The organism is Acinetobacter sp. 778_lipA, assembly GCF_058242985.1.
The window spans coordinates 1,806,893-1,823,004 of record NZ_JBZAYT010000001.1; the positions used below are offsets into that span (position 1 = coordinate 1,806,893).

The 16,112-nt window shown below is 37.2% G+C and carries 13 protein-coding genes; 9 read left to right on the forward strand and 4 right to left on the reverse strand.

Translation table 11 applies throughout. From position 1 onward, the window contains the following. The first annotated feature begins 3 nt into the window (after positions 1–3). Positions 4–4,545 (forward strand): translocation/assembly module TamB domain-containing protein, encoded by a 4,542-nt coding sequence (locus tag AC4CUY_RS08470; RefSeq protein WP_490773974.1) that lies wholly within the window; start codon positions 4–6, stop codon positions 4,543–4,545. Positions 4,546–4,917: 372 nt separating this feature from the next. Here the strand turns inward: AC4CUY_RS08470 and AC4CUY_RS08475 are convergent, their stop codons facing one another. Beyond that, positions 4,918–6,546: a long-chain-fatty-acid--CoA ligase gene (locus tag AC4CUY_RS08475; protein ID WP_336953043.1), complete on the reverse strand. Its 1,629-nt coding sequence runs from the start codon at positions 6,544–6,546 to the stop codon at positions 4,918–4,920. A gap of 732 nt (positions 6,547–7,278) precedes the next feature. Between AC4CUY_RS08475 and AC4CUY_RS08480 the strand changes: the two genes are divergently transcribed. From AC4CUY_RS08480 to AC4CUY_RS08505, 6 genes are all read left to right on the forward strand, one after another. After that, the gene (locus AC4CUY_RS08480) at positions 7,279–7,491 is read left to right on the forward strand and encodes a hypothetical protein (protein WP_419327414.1); all 213 of its coding nucleotides are present in this window, start codon (positions 7,279–7,281) and stop codon (positions 7,489–7,491) included. Between the two features lie 152 nt (positions 7,492–7,643). After that, entirely contained in the window at positions 7,644–8,351 is a 708-nt protein-coding gene (locus tag AC4CUY_RS08485) for a hypothetical protein (RefSeq protein ID WP_490773975.1), read from the forward strand. A gap of 34 nt (positions 8,352–8,385) precedes the next feature. Then, positions 8,386–9,351, forward strand: a complete 966-nt coding sequence (locus tag AC4CUY_RS08490) for a 2-hydroxyacid dehydrogenase (protein ID WP_490773976.1) — start codon at positions 8,386–8,388, stop codon at positions 9,349–9,351. A 172-nt stretch (positions 9,352–9,523) separates the two neighbouring features. After that, entirely contained in the window at positions 9,524–10,921 is a 1,398-nt protein-coding gene (locus AC4CUY_RS08495) for a M48 family metalloprotease (protein ID WP_419330590.1), read from the forward strand. Between the two features lie 149 nt (positions 10,922–11,070). Next, a complete protein-coding gene (locus AC4CUY_RS08500; protein WP_419327418.1) occupies positions 11,071–11,430 on the forward strand; it encodes a hypothetical protein in 360 nt (119 codons plus the stop codon). 38 nt (positions 11,431–11,468) lie between these two features. Continuing rightward, positions 11,469–12,047 carry a GNAT family N-acetyltransferase gene (locus tag AC4CUY_RS08505; RefSeq protein ID WP_419327419.1) on the forward strand — a complete coding sequence of 193 codons (579 nt, stop codon included), beginning with the start codon at positions 11,469–11,471 and terminating at the stop codon, positions 12,045–12,047. Between the two features lie 106 nt (positions 12,048–12,153). On the opposite strand, the gene AC4CUY_RS08510 is transcribed toward AC4CUY_RS08505, so the two are convergent. Together AC4CUY_RS08510 and rpsU are read right to left on the reverse strand one after the other, a co-directional pair. Beyond that, positions 12,154–12,600: a GatB/YqeY domain-containing protein gene (locus AC4CUY_RS08510; RefSeq protein ID WP_004720970.1), complete on the reverse strand. Its 447-nt coding sequence runs from the start codon at positions 12,598–12,600 to the stop codon at positions 12,154–12,156. Positions 12,601–12,638: 38 nt separating this feature from the next. Next, a complete protein-coding gene (gene rpsU / locus AC4CUY_RS08515) occupies positions 12,639–12,854 on the reverse strand; it encodes a 30S ribosomal protein S21 (protein ID WP_001136722.1) in 216 nt (71 codons plus the stop codon). 145 nt (positions 12,855–12,999) lie between these two features. Between rpsU and tsaD the strand changes: the two genes are divergently transcribed. After that, positions 13,000–14,016 carry a tRNA (adenosine(37)-N6)-threonylcarbamoyltransferase complex transferase subunit TsaD gene (gene tsaD / locus AC4CUY_RS08520; RefSeq protein ID WP_336953035.1) on the forward strand — a complete coding sequence of 339 codons (1,017 nt, stop codon included), beginning with the start codon at positions 13,000–13,002 and terminating at the stop codon, positions 14,014–14,016. A gap of 67 nt (positions 14,017–14,083) precedes the next feature. Here tsaD and AC4CUY_RS08525 read toward each other — a convergent pair whose 3' ends face one another. Continuing rightward, positions 14,084–14,623, reverse strand: a complete 540-nt coding sequence (locus AC4CUY_RS08525) for a hypothetical protein (protein WP_419359267.1) — start codon at positions 14,621–14,623, stop codon at positions 14,084–14,086. Between the two features lie 110 nt (positions 14,624–14,733). Here AC4CUY_RS08525 and AC4CUY_RS08530 point away from each other — a divergent pair, with 110 nt between their 5' ends. Next, positions 14,734–16,080, forward strand: coding sequence for an esterase-like activity of phytase family protein (locus tag AC4CUY_RS08530; protein ID WP_419820500.1), 1,347 nt, complete (start codon positions 14,734–14,736; stop codon positions 16,078–16,080). The last annotated feature ends 32 nt before the right edge of the window (positions 16,081–16,112 follow it).

Below are 16,112 nucleotides of genomic sequence, written 5' to 3' on the forward strand. Positions count from 1 at the left end.
ATTATGGCTGATGAAGAACATCAAGATGTTCAAAATGAACAGCAAAATGATCAACTAAAGCAAGAGCAAGCTCCGAAGAAGCGTAATATATTACGTAATATTCTGATGTCATTGCTTTTGGTCATTATTTTATTGATTGCTGCATTGGCTGTGATGTTTAGTACCGATAAAGGCAGTAAGTTTTTATTGGATCGGGTAGCTTCAAGTCAGAAAATTATTGATTATCAATATGAAAGTGGAAATCTACTTCAAGGGATTATTCTAAAAAATGTTTTGGTTACCTTGAGTTCGGTTGATGTCAAAATTGATCGTGCAGATATTTCATTAGGTTGGAGAGCAATATTAGACAAAGAAATTCATCTCAGCCATGCCGATGTCAATAATTTAAGAATTATCAGTAAAACCCCTCCAAGTGATGAGCCATTTAAATTTAGCGAAATCAAACTACCTTTTGTTTTACGTTTAGATGAGGCAAATGTAGATCACATGCAGTTTCAAACATCATCTACAAAAATTGATTTTAAGGATATTCATTTAGAAAACGCATTGTGGTCTGGTACAGAGCTTAAATTTGAAAACTCTAAAATGGACATGGGCTATCTATCTGTAAAAGACGCAACAGGTAATATGGACTTTAAACAAGGAGATTATCCGCTTAATGCTAAAGCTATTTTAAAAATCCCAAGTTTAAAAAGTTTAAATGTTGAAGATATTTATGTACATGCGCGCGGCTCACTCGACACTATTAAAGCTGGCGTTGCAACCAAAACTCCCGATCTTTTAACAGGTTGGGCAGTAATTCACCCAATGCGTCACGATGTTCCAATGAATGGTGCTTTGGTGTTTAAAGATTATCACTGGCCGCTGTTACAGGAACAAGAATTACTTTCTAAAAATGGTTTGGCAAAATTCCATGGTGATGTTAAAGGTCTAAACCTAGATATCAATACTGATATCAGTGGTAAAAATATTCCGCAAGGTCAATATACTGCTTTAGCGCATACCGATTTAACCAATCAGTTGAATATTAACAACTTAAATGGTCAATTGATGGGTGGTGCTTTAAATCTTGCTGGCTTGGTGAGTTGGCAAGATCATGTACATTGGGATGTACAAGGTCGTTTAGATCGAATTAATCCAAAAGATAAAATTATTCCACAAGTGATTCAAGACTTTTTACCTGTTTCACTTGATGCCAAAATTGGATCAGTAGGTGCACTTAAACAAGGTATGCATTTAACCGCCAATGTGGATTTTGACAAATATGAAGCTTGGAACGTTAAATTAGATCAAGCTGAACAAAAGGGTAAAAAGCCTGAACCTATGTTATTGGGTGTGAACTGGAAAAATATTGACCGAGCAGTGCCTTATGTTGGTTGGTTGAGTAGTGAACAAGGTCAGGTTGAAGTTGCACTGGTTGATGATCAGCAAAACATTCATGTGGCAACCGTTGTGCGTCAGCATGAAAAAGGCAGTTTGCCTGAGGGTAAATACACAGCTCAGCTGGACTTAAAAGGTAATGATTTACATGTCCCTGCATTTGAATATGTGGCTGCTAAAGGCAGTTTATCTGGGAATGCAGTTGTGGAATTACCAACTGAAAAACGTCAGTTAAAATGGAATGCTTTGTTAAATGCAAAAGATTTCAATCCACAAAGTATCATTGCAACTGCACCAGTAGATTTAATCAATGGACAAATAAAAGCCAATGGATTTGCAAAACCAAATCAACAACTGATTAACTTTGATGCGATTAATTTAACAGGTAGACTCGCAAATCAAGCCAATCCTGAAACAATCCAATTGACTGGTAAAAGTACTGCAGCAGTTATTTTCAATGACGCCAATGCCGGTGGTGCTTTTAAAGGCTTTGCAGTGAATTATGATGGTGCATTAAATGCATCACAGATGAAACAAGGTAGTGGTTTGTTGAAGATTAGAGTTTCGGGTACACCTGAGCTAATCAAAATATCTGAGCTACAACATGATGGTATTGCAGGAAAAATTTTAGCCAATGGTTTGGTTCATATCAGTAATGGTATCGGTTGGGACATCAATGCATCTTTGGTGCGTTTTAAACCGCAGTATTTTGTCTCTTCTGTACGTGGTGAAATCTCTGGTAATGTGAAGACTCAGGGGAATTGGTCAGATCGTATGAAGAAAATCAATATTCAACAATTGAATATTGCAGGCATGATCAATAATAAGCCATTGAGAGGGCGTGGTAACCTTGCAGTCGTTTTGAATTCTGATTTAAAGGGTCTCATGCCACAGCAATTTGAGGCAAATAATTTATTTTTGTCTTATGCTAACAATCAAGTACAGGCTACAGGAAATGCACAGAATCTAAGATTAAAAGTCAATGCACCTGCATTATATGAGCTTTATCCAGGATTACGTGGTACAGCTTATGGTTATTTAAATTTACAAGCCCAGCCGCGTTTGAGTGCAACTGCCAACCTCACTGTCGATAATTTTAGTTTTAATGACAGTTTAAGCATTAAAAAATTAAGCTTGAAAGGTGAACTGCCAACCTCAGAAACTGTAGCTTCTAAAATGGTTGCGCAAATGGATACTTTGCGTAGTGGGAATCGTGAAATCCAGCATGCAGGGATTACACTTTCAGGAACTCGTAAAGCACATTTATTGCAGATTCAGGCGTGGAATTATTATTCTAAGTTCTATGTGCAACTTGCAGGCGGATTTAATGCCCAAAACGATTGGTTAGGTCAGATTCAGAAAGGCGAATTTGACTCTGTAAGAGCGCATTTATTGCAACAGCAAAATGCACCGGTCATTTTTAATGCCTCAAAATCGGAGCTATATGTAGGTCAACATTGTTGGTCAAGCCAGCAAAGCCAATTGTGTTTTGATCAACCCATACGTGCAAGTCAGCAAAATGGTAATGTTTCGTTCCTCACCAAGAATCTGGATCTGAATGATTTTGCAGCATTTATGCCAGAAGGTTTAGCATTAACTGGCAAATTAAATGGTTATGCAAAAGCATCATGGGCTAAAGGTGCACAACCTAAACTGGATGCTAAACTTGTTACCCGTAATGGGCAAATTGGTATTGCTGCTGAAGATCCTAATGACCCTTCGACTTCAATGAACTATGACGAAGCCAGTGTAATTGCGAAAAGCATAAAAGATGGATTGTTATTACGTGTTGATTTGAAAGCTCCTAATGTGGGGACGGGATATGCCAGCGTTATTGTGAACCCATATGTGGCGTCTAAGCCGATGCGTGGAGAGGTAGCATTTAACGAAGTTCAGTTGAAAATATTAAAACCGTTTATAGCCGATGTTCGTAAACTCGATGGAACGTTATCACTTGCAGGCAAAATTAACGGGACACTCACACAGCCATTGTTTGATGGCGAAATGCGATTGAAAAATGGTGAAATTAGTATGATTTCACTGCCTGTGAACTTAAATAATGTTCAGATTTACACTTCAATTCGTCAAGATGTTGCAACAATTAATGGTGCTTTTAATAGTGGTCGTGGTGTAGGTAAAATTAGCGGTAGTATCGATTGGAAAAATGACCCTCATGTACAATTACGTTTAAATGGCGATAAATTGCTGATTCGTCAAGCACCACTCATTACTGCAATTGTTGATACAGATATCGAATTGGATGCATTACCTTTAAGTAAAAAAATTACAGTGAAAGGTAAGGTTGATGTTCCTAGTGCATTAATTTCAATGCCTGAATCAAGTGCAACAGTAGTCAATGTATCACCTGATGTTCGTATTGTGAAAGAAGGTCAAAATCAGTTGGCTGTGCTTAAAGCAGCACAACCGTGGTCTATACGTGCAGATGTCTCGGTAAACTTAGGTGATAAGGTGATTTTCCAAGGGTTTAACAGTCGTATTCCATTGGTTGGACGTCTATACCTGTCTCAACGCGGTTTAGAAACTGCGATGCGTGCCAATGGCGCAATTGGTGTTAGTCAGAAAGTAACCGTTGAGGCTTATGGTCAACGCTTGGATTTGAATCGTGCGATTGCTCGTTTTAATGGACCATTGTCCAATCCTACATTAGATGTCGATACCAATAAGAGTATTTCTGGAAGCACAGTAGGACTTCGTATTACAGGTACTGCTTCAAGTCCAAATATCCAAGTTTATAACGATGCTGGACTGTCAGATCAGGAAGCAATGAATGCTTTAATCACAGGACGTATTAATGAAGGTTCGAGTGGTTTAAGTAATGCTGAAGGCTTTAAATCGGATGTAAACAATACTATTGCGGCAGCAGGGATTAGTCTGGGTCTAGGTGGAACGCGAGCATTTACCAATCAAATTGGACGTACTTTTGGTTTAAGTGGTTTATCTTTTGATGCGCAGGGTACAGGTGATGATACTCAGGTCAGTTTGACTGGATATATTACGCCAGACTTGTATATTCGTTATGGTGTGGGGGTATTTACACCAGTGAATAAACTGACTTTACGTTATCAAATGAATAAACGTTTGTATTTGGAAGCAAGTCAGTCCTTAGAAAAAGCCATTGATGTGTTCTATCATTGGCGGTTCTAGACATTGATAAAACATTTTAGATGCGATTGGCATTGAAATGTAGTTGAACAATATTGAAAAACTCGGATTTCGATCCGAGTTTTTTATGCTTATATAAAATGAGATGAGTCATTGAGGTAAACCGCGCAGATCGTTAAATGGTTTGAATGTGCGTAGCGCAAAATATTGTACATACGATTGAAAAGCCAAAAAATGTATATGTTAGGAGTATTTATCTTGTATTTATTTTGCTTATTTAAGCTAGTTGTTCAAAGTGAATCATTGGTTTAAATATCTAGTTTTTTTTTGTGAAATAGAAAAAGCCCAATGGCACATTGGGCTTTTCAATTCGATATGATTCGCTAGTAATTCTTTAAAGCTTATTCAAAGGATTTATTCCGTTAATAACACATCACTATATTGTTCACGTAAATCACGCTTTAACATCTTGCCAGTACCTGTTAAAGGAATGGAATCTACAAAAATGACTTTGTCTGGGATTTGCCATTTTGCAATTTTATCTGCATAGTAATCCAGTAAATCTTGTTCAGTAATGTGAGTACCTTGTTGTTTAATCGCAATTACCACAGGGCGTTCATCCCATTTCGGGTGGTTTGCTGCAATTACAGCAGCCATAGCAATTTCAGGATGATTCATAGCAATGTTTTCAAGCTCAACAGAAGAAATCCACTCGCCACCTGATTTAATTAAATCTTTGGCACGATCGCTTAGCAGTAGATAGCCATCCTCATTAATCGTAGCGATATCACCAGTATCAAACCAACCATCAGCACTTAACGCTTTTTCAGATTTTCCATAATAAGATTCAATAATCCAATGACCTTTTACTTGCAAATTCCCAGTGCTATGTCCATCACGAGCAACTTCATGTGTGCCATTTTCTTCATCGGTAATACGTAAATCTACGCCAAAAGGTGGGCGACCTTGCGATAAGCGAACTTTGAATTGTTCTTCTTCACTTAAATTTAGGTGTTTGGCTTTGAGTTGGTTACCTGTGCCCAATGGGCTCATTTCAGTCATGCCCCATGCATGAATAGTTTCGCAATGATAAATGTCTTTAAATGCTTTCATCATCGCAGGTGGGCAGGCTGAACCGCCAACGACATTGCGTTTAAGGCTTTCAAGAGTACTACCAGATTGTTTTGCTGCTGCAAGCAAGCCTTGCCAAATGGTTGGTACACCAAGCGCAATGCTGACTTTATATTCATCAATCATTTGTACTAAGCTGCCGCCATCTAAACCTGGCCCTGGGAGTATCAATGTACAACCAACCATAGCTGCGGCATAAGGTGTACCCCAAGCATTGACATGGAACATTGGAACAACAGGTAACATAATATCTTTTGCAGATAAATTTAGAGAGTCGGGTAGTGCGATCGCATAGGTATGTAAAATGGTTGAGCGATGACTATATAATGCGCCTTTGGGGTTACCTGTTGTCCCTGAGGTATAGCATAGTGAGCTTGCGGTATTTTCCTCAAAATTTGGCCACTGGTACTGTACTGAATGTTCTGCAATCAGCACATCATAGAATTTAACCTCTGGGAGGGCATCAGCAATATCTTGGTCAAAAGCACCCAGATAGACGAAATGCTCTACATTAGGGGTAAGGGCTTTCACAGCTTTGATTAGTGGTAAAAATGTTTTATCAAATAAAACTACTTTATCTTGAGCATCATTGATAATAAAGATTAATTGTTCAGGAAAGAGTCTAGGGTTAATGGTATGGCAGACCAAACCACTTCCGGAAATTGCATACCAAGATTCAAGATGACGATGATTATTCCATGCAATCGTTGCAACTCGGTCGCCTAAACCTAAACCCAGTCCAGCAAGCGCATTGGCAAAGCGTTTCGCGTTTTCACTTACATGTGTCCAATCTGTTTTTGTAATCGTACCATCAGTATTTTTTGAAATAATCGCAGTATCACCATGATAACGAGTAGCATGCTCAATGAGGCTACTGATTAATAATGGTTGCTGCATCATACGTCCTTGCATATAAAATTCCTTTATAATCTTGTTGATAGGCTTAAATTGTTTTTTTCTCTGAAGCTCTCTAAGTGAAAAAAATTGTTAAATAAAAAAAGCTATCATTTCATCCTATATAAAAGTCAGATTAAATCAAGCTTAAAAACAATATATTTTTGCAATATTTTTATAGTTTTAACCAAGAAAAAACAATAACTTAGTTGGATTATCACGATTTGAAAATTTGATGATGAAATTTGCGGTATCAGACTAAAGAACTAGGAAAAAGTATTACTCAGATATATGTAGATATGCTAAACATATCACATGTCTTGTTAAGGCATTGATGTTTTAGGATGAAACTATATTGGTGTAAGATATTAAAAGGAGTTTTAAAATGTTTCAAAAAATCAGAAAATTATTGTGTATCCACAGTTTTGAATATGAAATTGGACATAATAGTGTGGTGAAAGAGTGTCGTAAGTGTGGTGCTCATCATTAATTTTCTAGAAGCGATTGCAAAATATCACTATATTATGATCATACGAGAAAATATGGTGATATTTAGAAAGCGTTACCTCTCTAAATGAAAATAATAAAAATCTAGTTTTTAAGATTATCTATTCATCCTTATGTTCATCGGCGTACTCGGTTGATTGCTTATGTCTTGTATATGTTTAATGCTTAAGCCTGTTTTTTTTAAGGTGTTGCTAAATTTGCGTTAGAATAACGCTATTCTTCTTTTATTGTCTTTGAATCATAATGTCTAAAGATTTTTTAGCTGAAAATTATATTGTCGATGAACATCTTGCTGATACTTTAAATTGGTTATGCCAACATCAAGATTGTTATGATGCTTTTCAATTTGATGTGTTGACTCAAGAACTCAAAGTTGATCATGCCAATGGTACAGATATCATTCGTCAGGGGATGTATCTTACGGCAAAGTACGGAATTTTAATCACATCTTTATAGTGAGTTGGTGCTCAATGATTGTCGCTAAAATCAGCATGTAACATCTTCTTGCGCTTAAATTTAATTTATCGTGTTTTTTTACTTTGATTAGTGCGACAAAAAAGTCAAAACACAGCTAAAATATAGCTTGAATAGTGTGTATTGAATCCATAATGAATATGAATGTATCAGAACATCAGCGTAGCATTTTGGCTACGATGGGAATAGAGCTTTGGATCCCCAAGGTTGATGTTCAAACACGTCATTATGAAAATGCGCTATACCGTGATATTGCTCAAGTTGAACAGAATATTGCTGTTGTGCCTGAGTTGAACATGCATTCAACTCATTCTAATGCAAAACTAGAAAATCAAAATGTACATCCGTCACAGATTGAAAAAGCACATCAGCCTGAAGTTTCTCTATTAAAACGAAATCCTGAAACAAAGCAAACTGAAGAAGTTTCAGCACCTGAGCAAATTCAGCAACAGACAAACTTTACTGTTGAGCCTGCATTACAAATTGCGCCATTTGAAATCCAAGCCTATTGCATTGAAAGCTGTGTCATCTTTGTTGATTGTACTCAAGTCAGCACTGACCAATTCACGCTATGGAGCAATATACAGCAAGCCTTTGTAGGGCACTTTTATGATTTGAAATGGCCTTTTCCAATGGTGCAGCTTCAAGATGGAAGAGGGGCTGCGATATATATTCAAGGGTTTGTTGATGCCTTAAGACAAGAGCGCAAAGTCATCAGTCTTGGTCAATTGCCTTATTTAAATAATACTGAAATGTTCGAATTGGCAAGTTTACAAGAGATGATTGAGCAACCTTTATTAAAACGCCGTCTATGGCAATTTATGCAAAATAAAGTGAATTAGCTTTAAAAATCTGTACTGAGAGGTTTTCTGGGATATGAATAAAAAAGTGGTTGTATTTAGTCAAATCGACTCAGAAGTTCAAGCAAAATTAGCAGAAAAATATCAGTTGGTTGTATTGAATCCTAAGCAAGGAGATATCAATGTACAAATTCGTCAAGCAGTTGTTGATGCGGATGCAATGATTGGTGCGGGTCGTTTGCTTAATGAAAGCAATATCGCAACTGCAGAAAAATTAAAAATTATTTCCTCTGTTAGTGTGGGCTATGATAATTACGATGTTGATTATTTAAATCAAAAGAAAATCTGGCTGTCGAATACACCACATGTATTAACAGAAACGACCGCGGATTTAGCCTTTACTTTGTTAATGAGTGCTGCACGTAAAGTGCCAAGTCTAGATCACTGGACCAAACAAGGTGAGTGGCAGCGTACAGTCAATGCGACACAATTTGGTCAAGAAATTTTCGGTAAAACTTTAGGAATAATCGGTTTAGGTCATATCGGTGCAGCTATTGCACGACGTGGATTTTATGGCTTTAATATGAATATTTTGTATCATAATCGTCGTGAAAAAATCGAAGTGGCACAACAGTTTAATGCACAATACAAAAGTCTTGAAGCACTGCTAAAACAAGCCGATTTTGTTGTGGTCGCGGTAGATTTAAATAGCCAATCTAAAGCCTTAATTGGGACTCAAGAATTTGCTTTGATGCAAAAGCATGCTGTTTTTGTCAATATTGCTCGTGGTTCAGTAGTGGATGAATATGCATTAACAGAGGCTTTACGGAACTGTCAAATTTTTGCTGCGGGTCTAGATGTATACCAAAAAGAACCGTTGCAACAATCGCCATTGTTTGAGTTGGACAATGTCGTGACTTTACCGCATATCGGTTCAGCGACCGCCGAGACGCGTAAGAAAATGGCGGAACTGGCTTTTCAAAATTTAGTCGATGCTTTGGAACAACGCACACCAAGATATTTAGTCAATGAAAACTTTTAGTTGATATTGAAAGTTTGCTGACAATGCAAATTACATATGAAATGTTTACAGCCCCCTAACACTTCATTGCGAATTTGTACTAAATTCAATGTTATATTTAGAATATTAAAATAATTGGGATGATCAATTGAACAAGACCTTCCTCAGCCTTTGTCTCTGCTTAAGCACTTCAATGAGCTCAGCTGATGATTTTTTGCCAACTCAGAATAGTACTCAATTTGAAGTACCTGAGATTGGCAGTGGAGTAGGGTTTATTGATCAACAAAAAGAAAAAACCATTGGTGAAAAAGTTTATCGTCAAGTTCAACATCAAATGCCAGTTCTTCAAGATCCTTGGCTGGAAGACCAGTTTATGCTGGTTTTTTCAAAAATTCTCAGTCAGACCCAGCTTTCACAGCCAGTAGGCTTGGTGGTGATCAAAGATGCTCAGATCAATGCATTTGCAGTACCTGGCGGTATGTTTGCCCTAAATAGTGGAATGATTACAGCTTCAAGTAATATGGATGAAGTTGCCAGTGTGATGGGACATGAAATTGCCCATGTCACACAACGTCATTACAGCCGTTCACAAGAAGCATTTAAAGGGCAAGGTTTGTTGGCACTTGCTGGAATTATTGTCGGTGCTGCATTGGCGTCCAAAGCGGATGGTGATATTGGTGGGGCGGTGATGATGGGTACACAAGCTGCATTAATGGACAAGCAGCTCAGTTATAGCCGAAATCAAGAACGTGAAGCTGATCGGATTGGCATGCAGTTTATGTATGGTGCAGGATATGACCCAGAAAGTATGGCTGATTTCTTTGAAACCATGCATCGGTCTACCAGTCGTTTGAGTTTTTTACCTGATTTTTGGTTAACTCATCCTTTAACAACTGAGCGTATGAGTGAAGCAAGATTAAGAGCAAATCAATTTCCAAAAGTTCCTTTTCGTGCTCAACAATCTGATTTTAATATTATTAAATGGTATACCGCAGTGATTTCGGGACAAGCGACTGATCGTCAGTTGCTGGCTTTAGCACAATCCAATAATTTAGCGGGTTTATTGGCTTTAAGTGAATTTTATTTACTGCAGGGTGATTATGACAATGCGCAAACCCAGCTGAATTTAGCTAAGAAGGTTAACGCTGAGCATACGTTGGTTACATTGATTCAAACTGATATTTATTTAGGGCGAAATAAGCTAGACGATGCCTATCAAACTATCATCAGTAAGCAAATCATAACCCCAGAAAATCGTGCATTAAGTTATAAATTAGCTGAAGTTTATATTCGACAACAAAAGTCCAAAGAAGCTGAGCAACTGGTTAATCGCTTTGTGAATAAAAATAATAAGGACATTATTGGCTGGCAATTGTTACAACAAGCGGCAAATTTAGATAAAAAGAATCCAATGCGTACAGTCAATGTGCTAAGAAATCGGGCGGAAGTTCAATATTGGTCTGGTGATGAAGAAAATGCAATTAAATCACTTTTACATGCCAAGCGTTTGGCTAAAGAAAATAATGCGATGAGTGCCCGTATCGATACACGTTTAAAAGTGATGCAAGATGAACGGAAGCTAAAAATTTAAAAGCCTGATTAAAACTCTAAAAGCTTAGATTAAAAAACTAAAAATAATGAGTGATTTTAAATGAGCCATTAAAGAAAATTTACTTTCTATTCTTGCTTGAACAGGTTAAGCTAAAATCACTTAAAGTTATAATAAAGTATTTGATTCACATGAAGAAAATTTTAATCGCATTCAGTATTTTTTTCTATGCTCACTCAACATTTGCAGCAGTACCAGAAAGCTATGTTCGAGAAGTTGAGCGTATTTCGGCGCAATACAGTGCAGATATGAAATTTTTTTTACGTAGCTTAGATCCGAAATTGAGCCAGTTTAACCCACAACAAGAGTCACAATTTTGTGGCATTGTTAAAAAATATGTCGATGATATGTATAAAACGACAGATGAAAATCGTCAATCCCTCCCACCATCAGCGCAATCTATGACCAAACAAAATGTGATTGATAAAGTGATGTTGTCACCTGAAATGCAGCTACTTAAAAAATATAATATTCAGTGTGATTTGAAATAGGGTTATCTTTAACATCTTACATCTGAGCCAGATTATTTATGGATTTTAGCCAATTTCAAATTGAGAATGAGCAAATTGTTCTCAACATCATTCAAGTATCTGATGCTGAAGATTTATATAGCGCAATAAAAAATAGCTTAACTGAGCTTAGAAAGTTTCCTGCAAGTTTATTATGGGCATTGGAAGAACCTAATTTGCATGCTTCAATGGCATTTTGCCAATCTCGTTTGGTGGCGTTGTTAAATAAAGAGAACTTTGTATTTATTATCCGTTTAAAAGAAATTGATGATTTTTTAGGGGTTGTCGATATCCATGAAATTAATTGGTTGGAAAATACTGCATCTATTGGGTTTTGGGGAAACTCAAAATTTAAGCAAAAAGGCTACATGTCACAAGCACTAATACTATTTGTAAGTAATTTATTTTCGAAATGGAATTTTGTCGGTTTAAATGCTTATGTCGATGCAGAAAATATATTGGCACGAAAATTATGTGAAAAAGCAGGGTTTTTACTTAAAAATATTCAATATCAATCTGTATGGAATCCAGTCGATGGTGGCTTTAGAGATATTTGCCATTATCAGATAGAAAATAAATTAAGTGATATTGTAGATTGAAGATTTTGGGCTATTTAACAAGAAACTATTTCATTGCAAAATAATTTTTATTTAAGTTGTTAAATAGACCAAATCAAACAGAAATTCAGATTTAAGAACGTTGGGTTTAGCCAAGTTTTGCTTTAATTTTTGCAGAAACTTGTGCTGGATCGGCACGTCCGGCTATGATCGGACGTAGAGAATTCATCACCTTACCCATATCTTTCATGCTAGTTGCACCTTGCGCAGTAATAGTTTGCGCAATGAGAGAATCAAGCTCGTCCTCTGACATAGCTTCAGGTAGAAACTGAGATAACACCTCAATTTCGGCTTGTTCTTTACTAGCTAAATCTTCACGGCCTGCACCTTCAAAGGCTTTGACCGATTCTTTACGTTGTTTGATTTGCTTTTCAATGACCGCAAGAACCTGAGTATCGTCAAGCTCTATGCGCTCATCGACTTCGATTTGCTTGATTGCTGCCTGTAGACCACGAATTACCGTTAACTTACCCATTTCTTTAGCACGCATTGTTGCTTTTAAAACATCAGTTATTTGGTTTTTTAAAGTAGTCATTTATCTGTCCAGGTGAGTCAATCAATCACAAATTAATCTTAGTAAAGGCGAGTAGTACGTACTGATTCACGCGCCAATTTCTTTTGGTAGCGTTTAACAGCAGCAGCTTTTTTACGTTTACGTTCTTGAGTAGGTTTCTCGTAGAATTCACGTTTACGAACATCAGCTAAAACACCAGCTTTTTCGCATGAACGTTTGAAACGACGGATAGCTACGTCTACTGGTTCGCCTTCTTTCAATTTAACTTGTGGCATGAAGAATCCTCATTAAGTTATGGATAAGATCAGGGTCGAATTACCCTAGATCACAAGTGAAGGTCAGTATTTTACTCATTTACATCTCATACCACAAGTCTATAATAGCTTTAGCAATATTTTGAAATGGGTAAAAGGCAATTTAATGATCGTTCTGGGCTTAGAAACTTCATGTGATGAAACAGGATTAGCGCTCTATGATAATGAAGTCGGCTTAAGAGGACAGGTGTTATATAGTCAAATTAAATTGCATGCAGAGTATGGTGGTGTGGTCCCTGAGTTGGCCTCTCGAGATCATGTTCGGAAGTTAATTCCATTGATTAATCAGTTGCTTGAGCAAAGCGATGTAAAAAAATCAGAGATCGATGCAGTGGCGTATACGCGCGGCCCTGGCTTAATGGGTGCACTCATGACAGGGGCATTATTTGGTCGCACCTTGGCTTTTGCGCTGAATAAACCCGCAATTGGTGTGCATCATATGGAAGGTCATATGCTTGCTCCATTATTATCCGAAAATCCACCTGAATTTCCGTTTGTCGCATTATTAGTGTCAGGTGGACACACGCAATTGATGGCAGCACACGCAATTGGTGAGTACGAAATTCTAGGTGAGTCGATTGACGATGCCGCTGGTGAAGCTTTTGATAAAGTCGCAAAAATGTTGAAATTACCTTATCCAGGTGGTCCAAATATTTCAAAATTGGCGGAACAAGGTGACAAAAATGCTTTTGAATTTCCCCGTCCAATGTTGCATCAAGGGTTAGATTTTTCATTTAGTGGTCTAAAAACTGCTGTTTCAGTGCAGTTAAAAAAATTAGGTGAAGAACAACGTGATGCAGATATTGCGGCTTCATTCCAAGAAGCTTTAGTGGATACTTTGGTTAAAAAGTCGATTAAAGCCTTAAAACAGTCGGGTTTAAGGCGTTTGGTAATTGCGGGCGGTGTCAGTGCCAATAAACGGTTAAGAGAGCGTTTGGAAGTAGACTTAGCCAAAATTAAAGCAACGGTTTATTATGCAGAACCTGCTTTATGTACAGATAATGGCGCAATGATTGCGTTTGCAGGCTATCAGCGTTTAAAAGCTGGACAAAAAGATGGTTTATCGGTGACGACAACACCACGTTGGCCAATGACTGAATTGACTAAACCTGAATCAGTTTAAGTCTCATATTTAAAGGATTGTTAAATTCAGCAAAGAGGCGAAAGCCTCTTTTTTGTGGATCTAAAATTTAACGCGGATAAGGCTTCCACGTTTTGCTTTTATTGTCATATTCATATTGAACTTGGTCAGCGTAATTTGATTCAAAGTTTGTATGGCCATATTGATGACTGATGCTAAAACAATTTTTGATATTGCTATAGGTTTCATGTGTTCCAGGATGATCACCATCGAATTGTGAGCCCATCAAGCATAATTTGGAGTCATTCAATGAAAATGAATAAGCAGGCTTCTTTTTTACATTGCCTTCATTATCCTCCCAACCCGTGAACTGATAATTGAGTGGATAGGCAATACCCGTTTGGGTATCTAAAGCAACCATTTCTAAAGAGTCTGAATTTCCCGTATTGAGTAAAATATATTTTTTATCAAAATTGGGCGGCATTGATTTAAGCGCATTTTTGTATTTGGCAAGGTTGGCTTTAGAACAATAATCGCCATTAAAATAATCACTCTGACACTCAGAAACTTTTTTAAACGTCGTCCCAGCATTTGCCAATTGTAGGGATGTAGAACAAACAATCAGCGATAGGGCAAAAAATCTTTTCATTTATACTGACTTTGAATGTGTATATATACAGTTTATCGCATTTCTTTTACTGTGGTTTATCTGATTTCATGATAGAAAATAAACAGAATATTAAAAAATGAGATTGGCATATGGACTTATTGTCTTCTGAACAGCATATCAACCTAAGCAATATTGACAAAGATCTTCAGCTTTATAAAAAATTTAGTCAAGGTGTGCGTTTACCTTATGAGGTTTTAAACATTCATAATATATCTGACGGTGCAAAACCTGGTCATTTTATTGAAGTTCGTTGTGGTGGGTTTGGTTCAGAAATTTCAGCACACCCTATAGAAAAGCATCAATTTTATGCACTTACAGATCGTGGACCGAATACCACGTATAACGTCAATCAGGATCATGGGAAAATCTTTTTAGCTCCTGACTATACCCCTAAAATTGGATTATTTGAGCTAAAAAATGATGGAACTATTCAGAAAATAAAAGAAATTTTATTAAAAGATCCAACAGGCAGAAATATTACTGGTTTGCCTAATCAGCATTTTGGTGCAAGTAAAGAAATCGCCTATGACCAAGATGGAAAGAAATTAGCCATAGGGACAGATGAATTTGGATTGGATGCTGAAGGTTTGGTTGCACTCAAAGATGGTACTTTTTGGGTCAGCGATGAATATGGTCCTCATATTGTGCATTTTAATGCTGATGGGCTAGAAATTGATCGTATCAATGCCTATGTATTAGATGAGCGAAGAACATCGGGTTATTTATTGCCTCAAGAATATGCCAATAGACGCCAGAATCGAGGAATGGAAGGTTTAACCATTACACCTGATCAAAAAAAGCTGGTGGGCATCATGCAATCCACTATGAGCAATCCCGATGCTTCGGTAAGTAAATCAGATCTTGTACGTATTGTGATGATTGATTTAGAAAGCAAAGTCGTTTCTCAGTATCTGTATCAACAAGAAGGAGGTCCTAAGGCTTATTCAAATACGGCTATTACCGCATTGAGTTCCTCACAATTTCTAGTCGCAGAGCGTGATGATGATTTCTATAAAGATAATCCTCAAGCATTTAAACGGATTTATAAAATAAATCTGCAACATGCCACTGATTTGGAAAAGCTAAAGCCAACTTCAGCGATTCGGCAAGATGAACAACTCGGGTTGTTAATAGCTGAAAAAACCTTAGAACAATATGTGTTAACAGCAGGCTGGACTGGTCTGGCTCAACAGGGTATCTACCCAGTAGAAAAAACTTTAGTGGTGGATTTGGTTGCGCGTTTACAGTATCCGCACGATAAAATTGAAGGTCTATGGGTGATTGATGATCAGCATTTAGGGGTTCTCAATGATGATGATTATGCTTTTTCTGAAACGGATGGGGTATTGGAACAAAAGTATTTGGATCACGATAAAAATATCATTGATGGCAATACACTCTATATCCTTGATCAATTGGATTTAACAGCAGATTAGCGTGTTTTTTGCCGCTACGCGTTACCTTGCGA

Excerpts from the sequence above, each read along its gene's own strand:
- AC4CUY_RS08470 (WP_490773974.1), top strand. The coding sequence starts at position 4 with ATGGCTGATGAAGAACATCAAGATGTTCAAAATGAACAGCAAAATGAT.
- AC4CUY_RS08475 (WP_336953043.1), bottom strand. The coding sequence starts at position 6,546 with ATGCAAGGACGTATGATGCAGCAACCATTATTAATCAGTAGCCTCATT.
- AC4CUY_RS08480 (WP_419327414.1), top strand. The coding sequence starts at position 7,279 with ATGTCTAAAGATTTTTTAGCTGAAAATTATATTGTCGATGAACATCTT.
- AC4CUY_RS08485 (WP_490773975.1), top strand. The coding sequence starts at position 7,644 with ATGAATATGAATGTATCAGAACATCAGCGTAGCATTTTGGCTACGATG.
- AC4CUY_RS08490 (WP_490773976.1), top strand. The coding sequence starts at position 8,386 with ATGAATAAAAAAGTGGTTGTATTTAGTCAAATCGACTCAGAAGTTCAA.
- AC4CUY_RS08495 (WP_419330590.1), top strand. The coding sequence starts at position 9,524 with ATGAGCTCAGCTGATGATTTTTTGCCAACTCAGAATAGTACTCAATTT.
- AC4CUY_RS08500 (WP_419327418.1), top strand. The coding sequence starts at position 11,071 with ATGAAGAAAATTTTAATCGCATTCAGTATTTTTTTCTATGCTCACTCA.
- AC4CUY_RS08505 (WP_419327419.1), top strand. The coding sequence starts at position 11,469 with ATGGATTTTAGCCAATTTCAAATTGAGAATGAGCAAATTGTTCTCAAC.
- AC4CUY_RS08510 (WP_004720970.1), bottom strand. The coding sequence starts at position 12,600 with ATGACTACTTTAAAAAACCAAATAACTGATGTTTTAAAAGCAACAATG.
- rpsU (WP_001136722.1), bottom strand. The coding sequence starts at position 12,854 with ATGCCACAAGTTAAATTGAAAGAAGGCGAACCAGTAGACGTAGCTATC.
- tsaD (WP_336953035.1), top strand. The coding sequence starts at position 13,000 with ATGATCGTTCTGGGCTTAGAAACTTCATGTGATGAAACAGGATTAGCG.
- AC4CUY_RS08525 (WP_419359267.1), bottom strand. The coding sequence starts at position 14,623 with ATGAAAAGATTTTTTGCCCTATCGCTGATTGTTTGTTCTACATCCCTA.
- AC4CUY_RS08530 (WP_419820500.1), top strand. The coding sequence starts at position 14,734 with ATGGACTTATTGTCTTCTGAACAGCATATCAACCTAAGCAATATTGAC.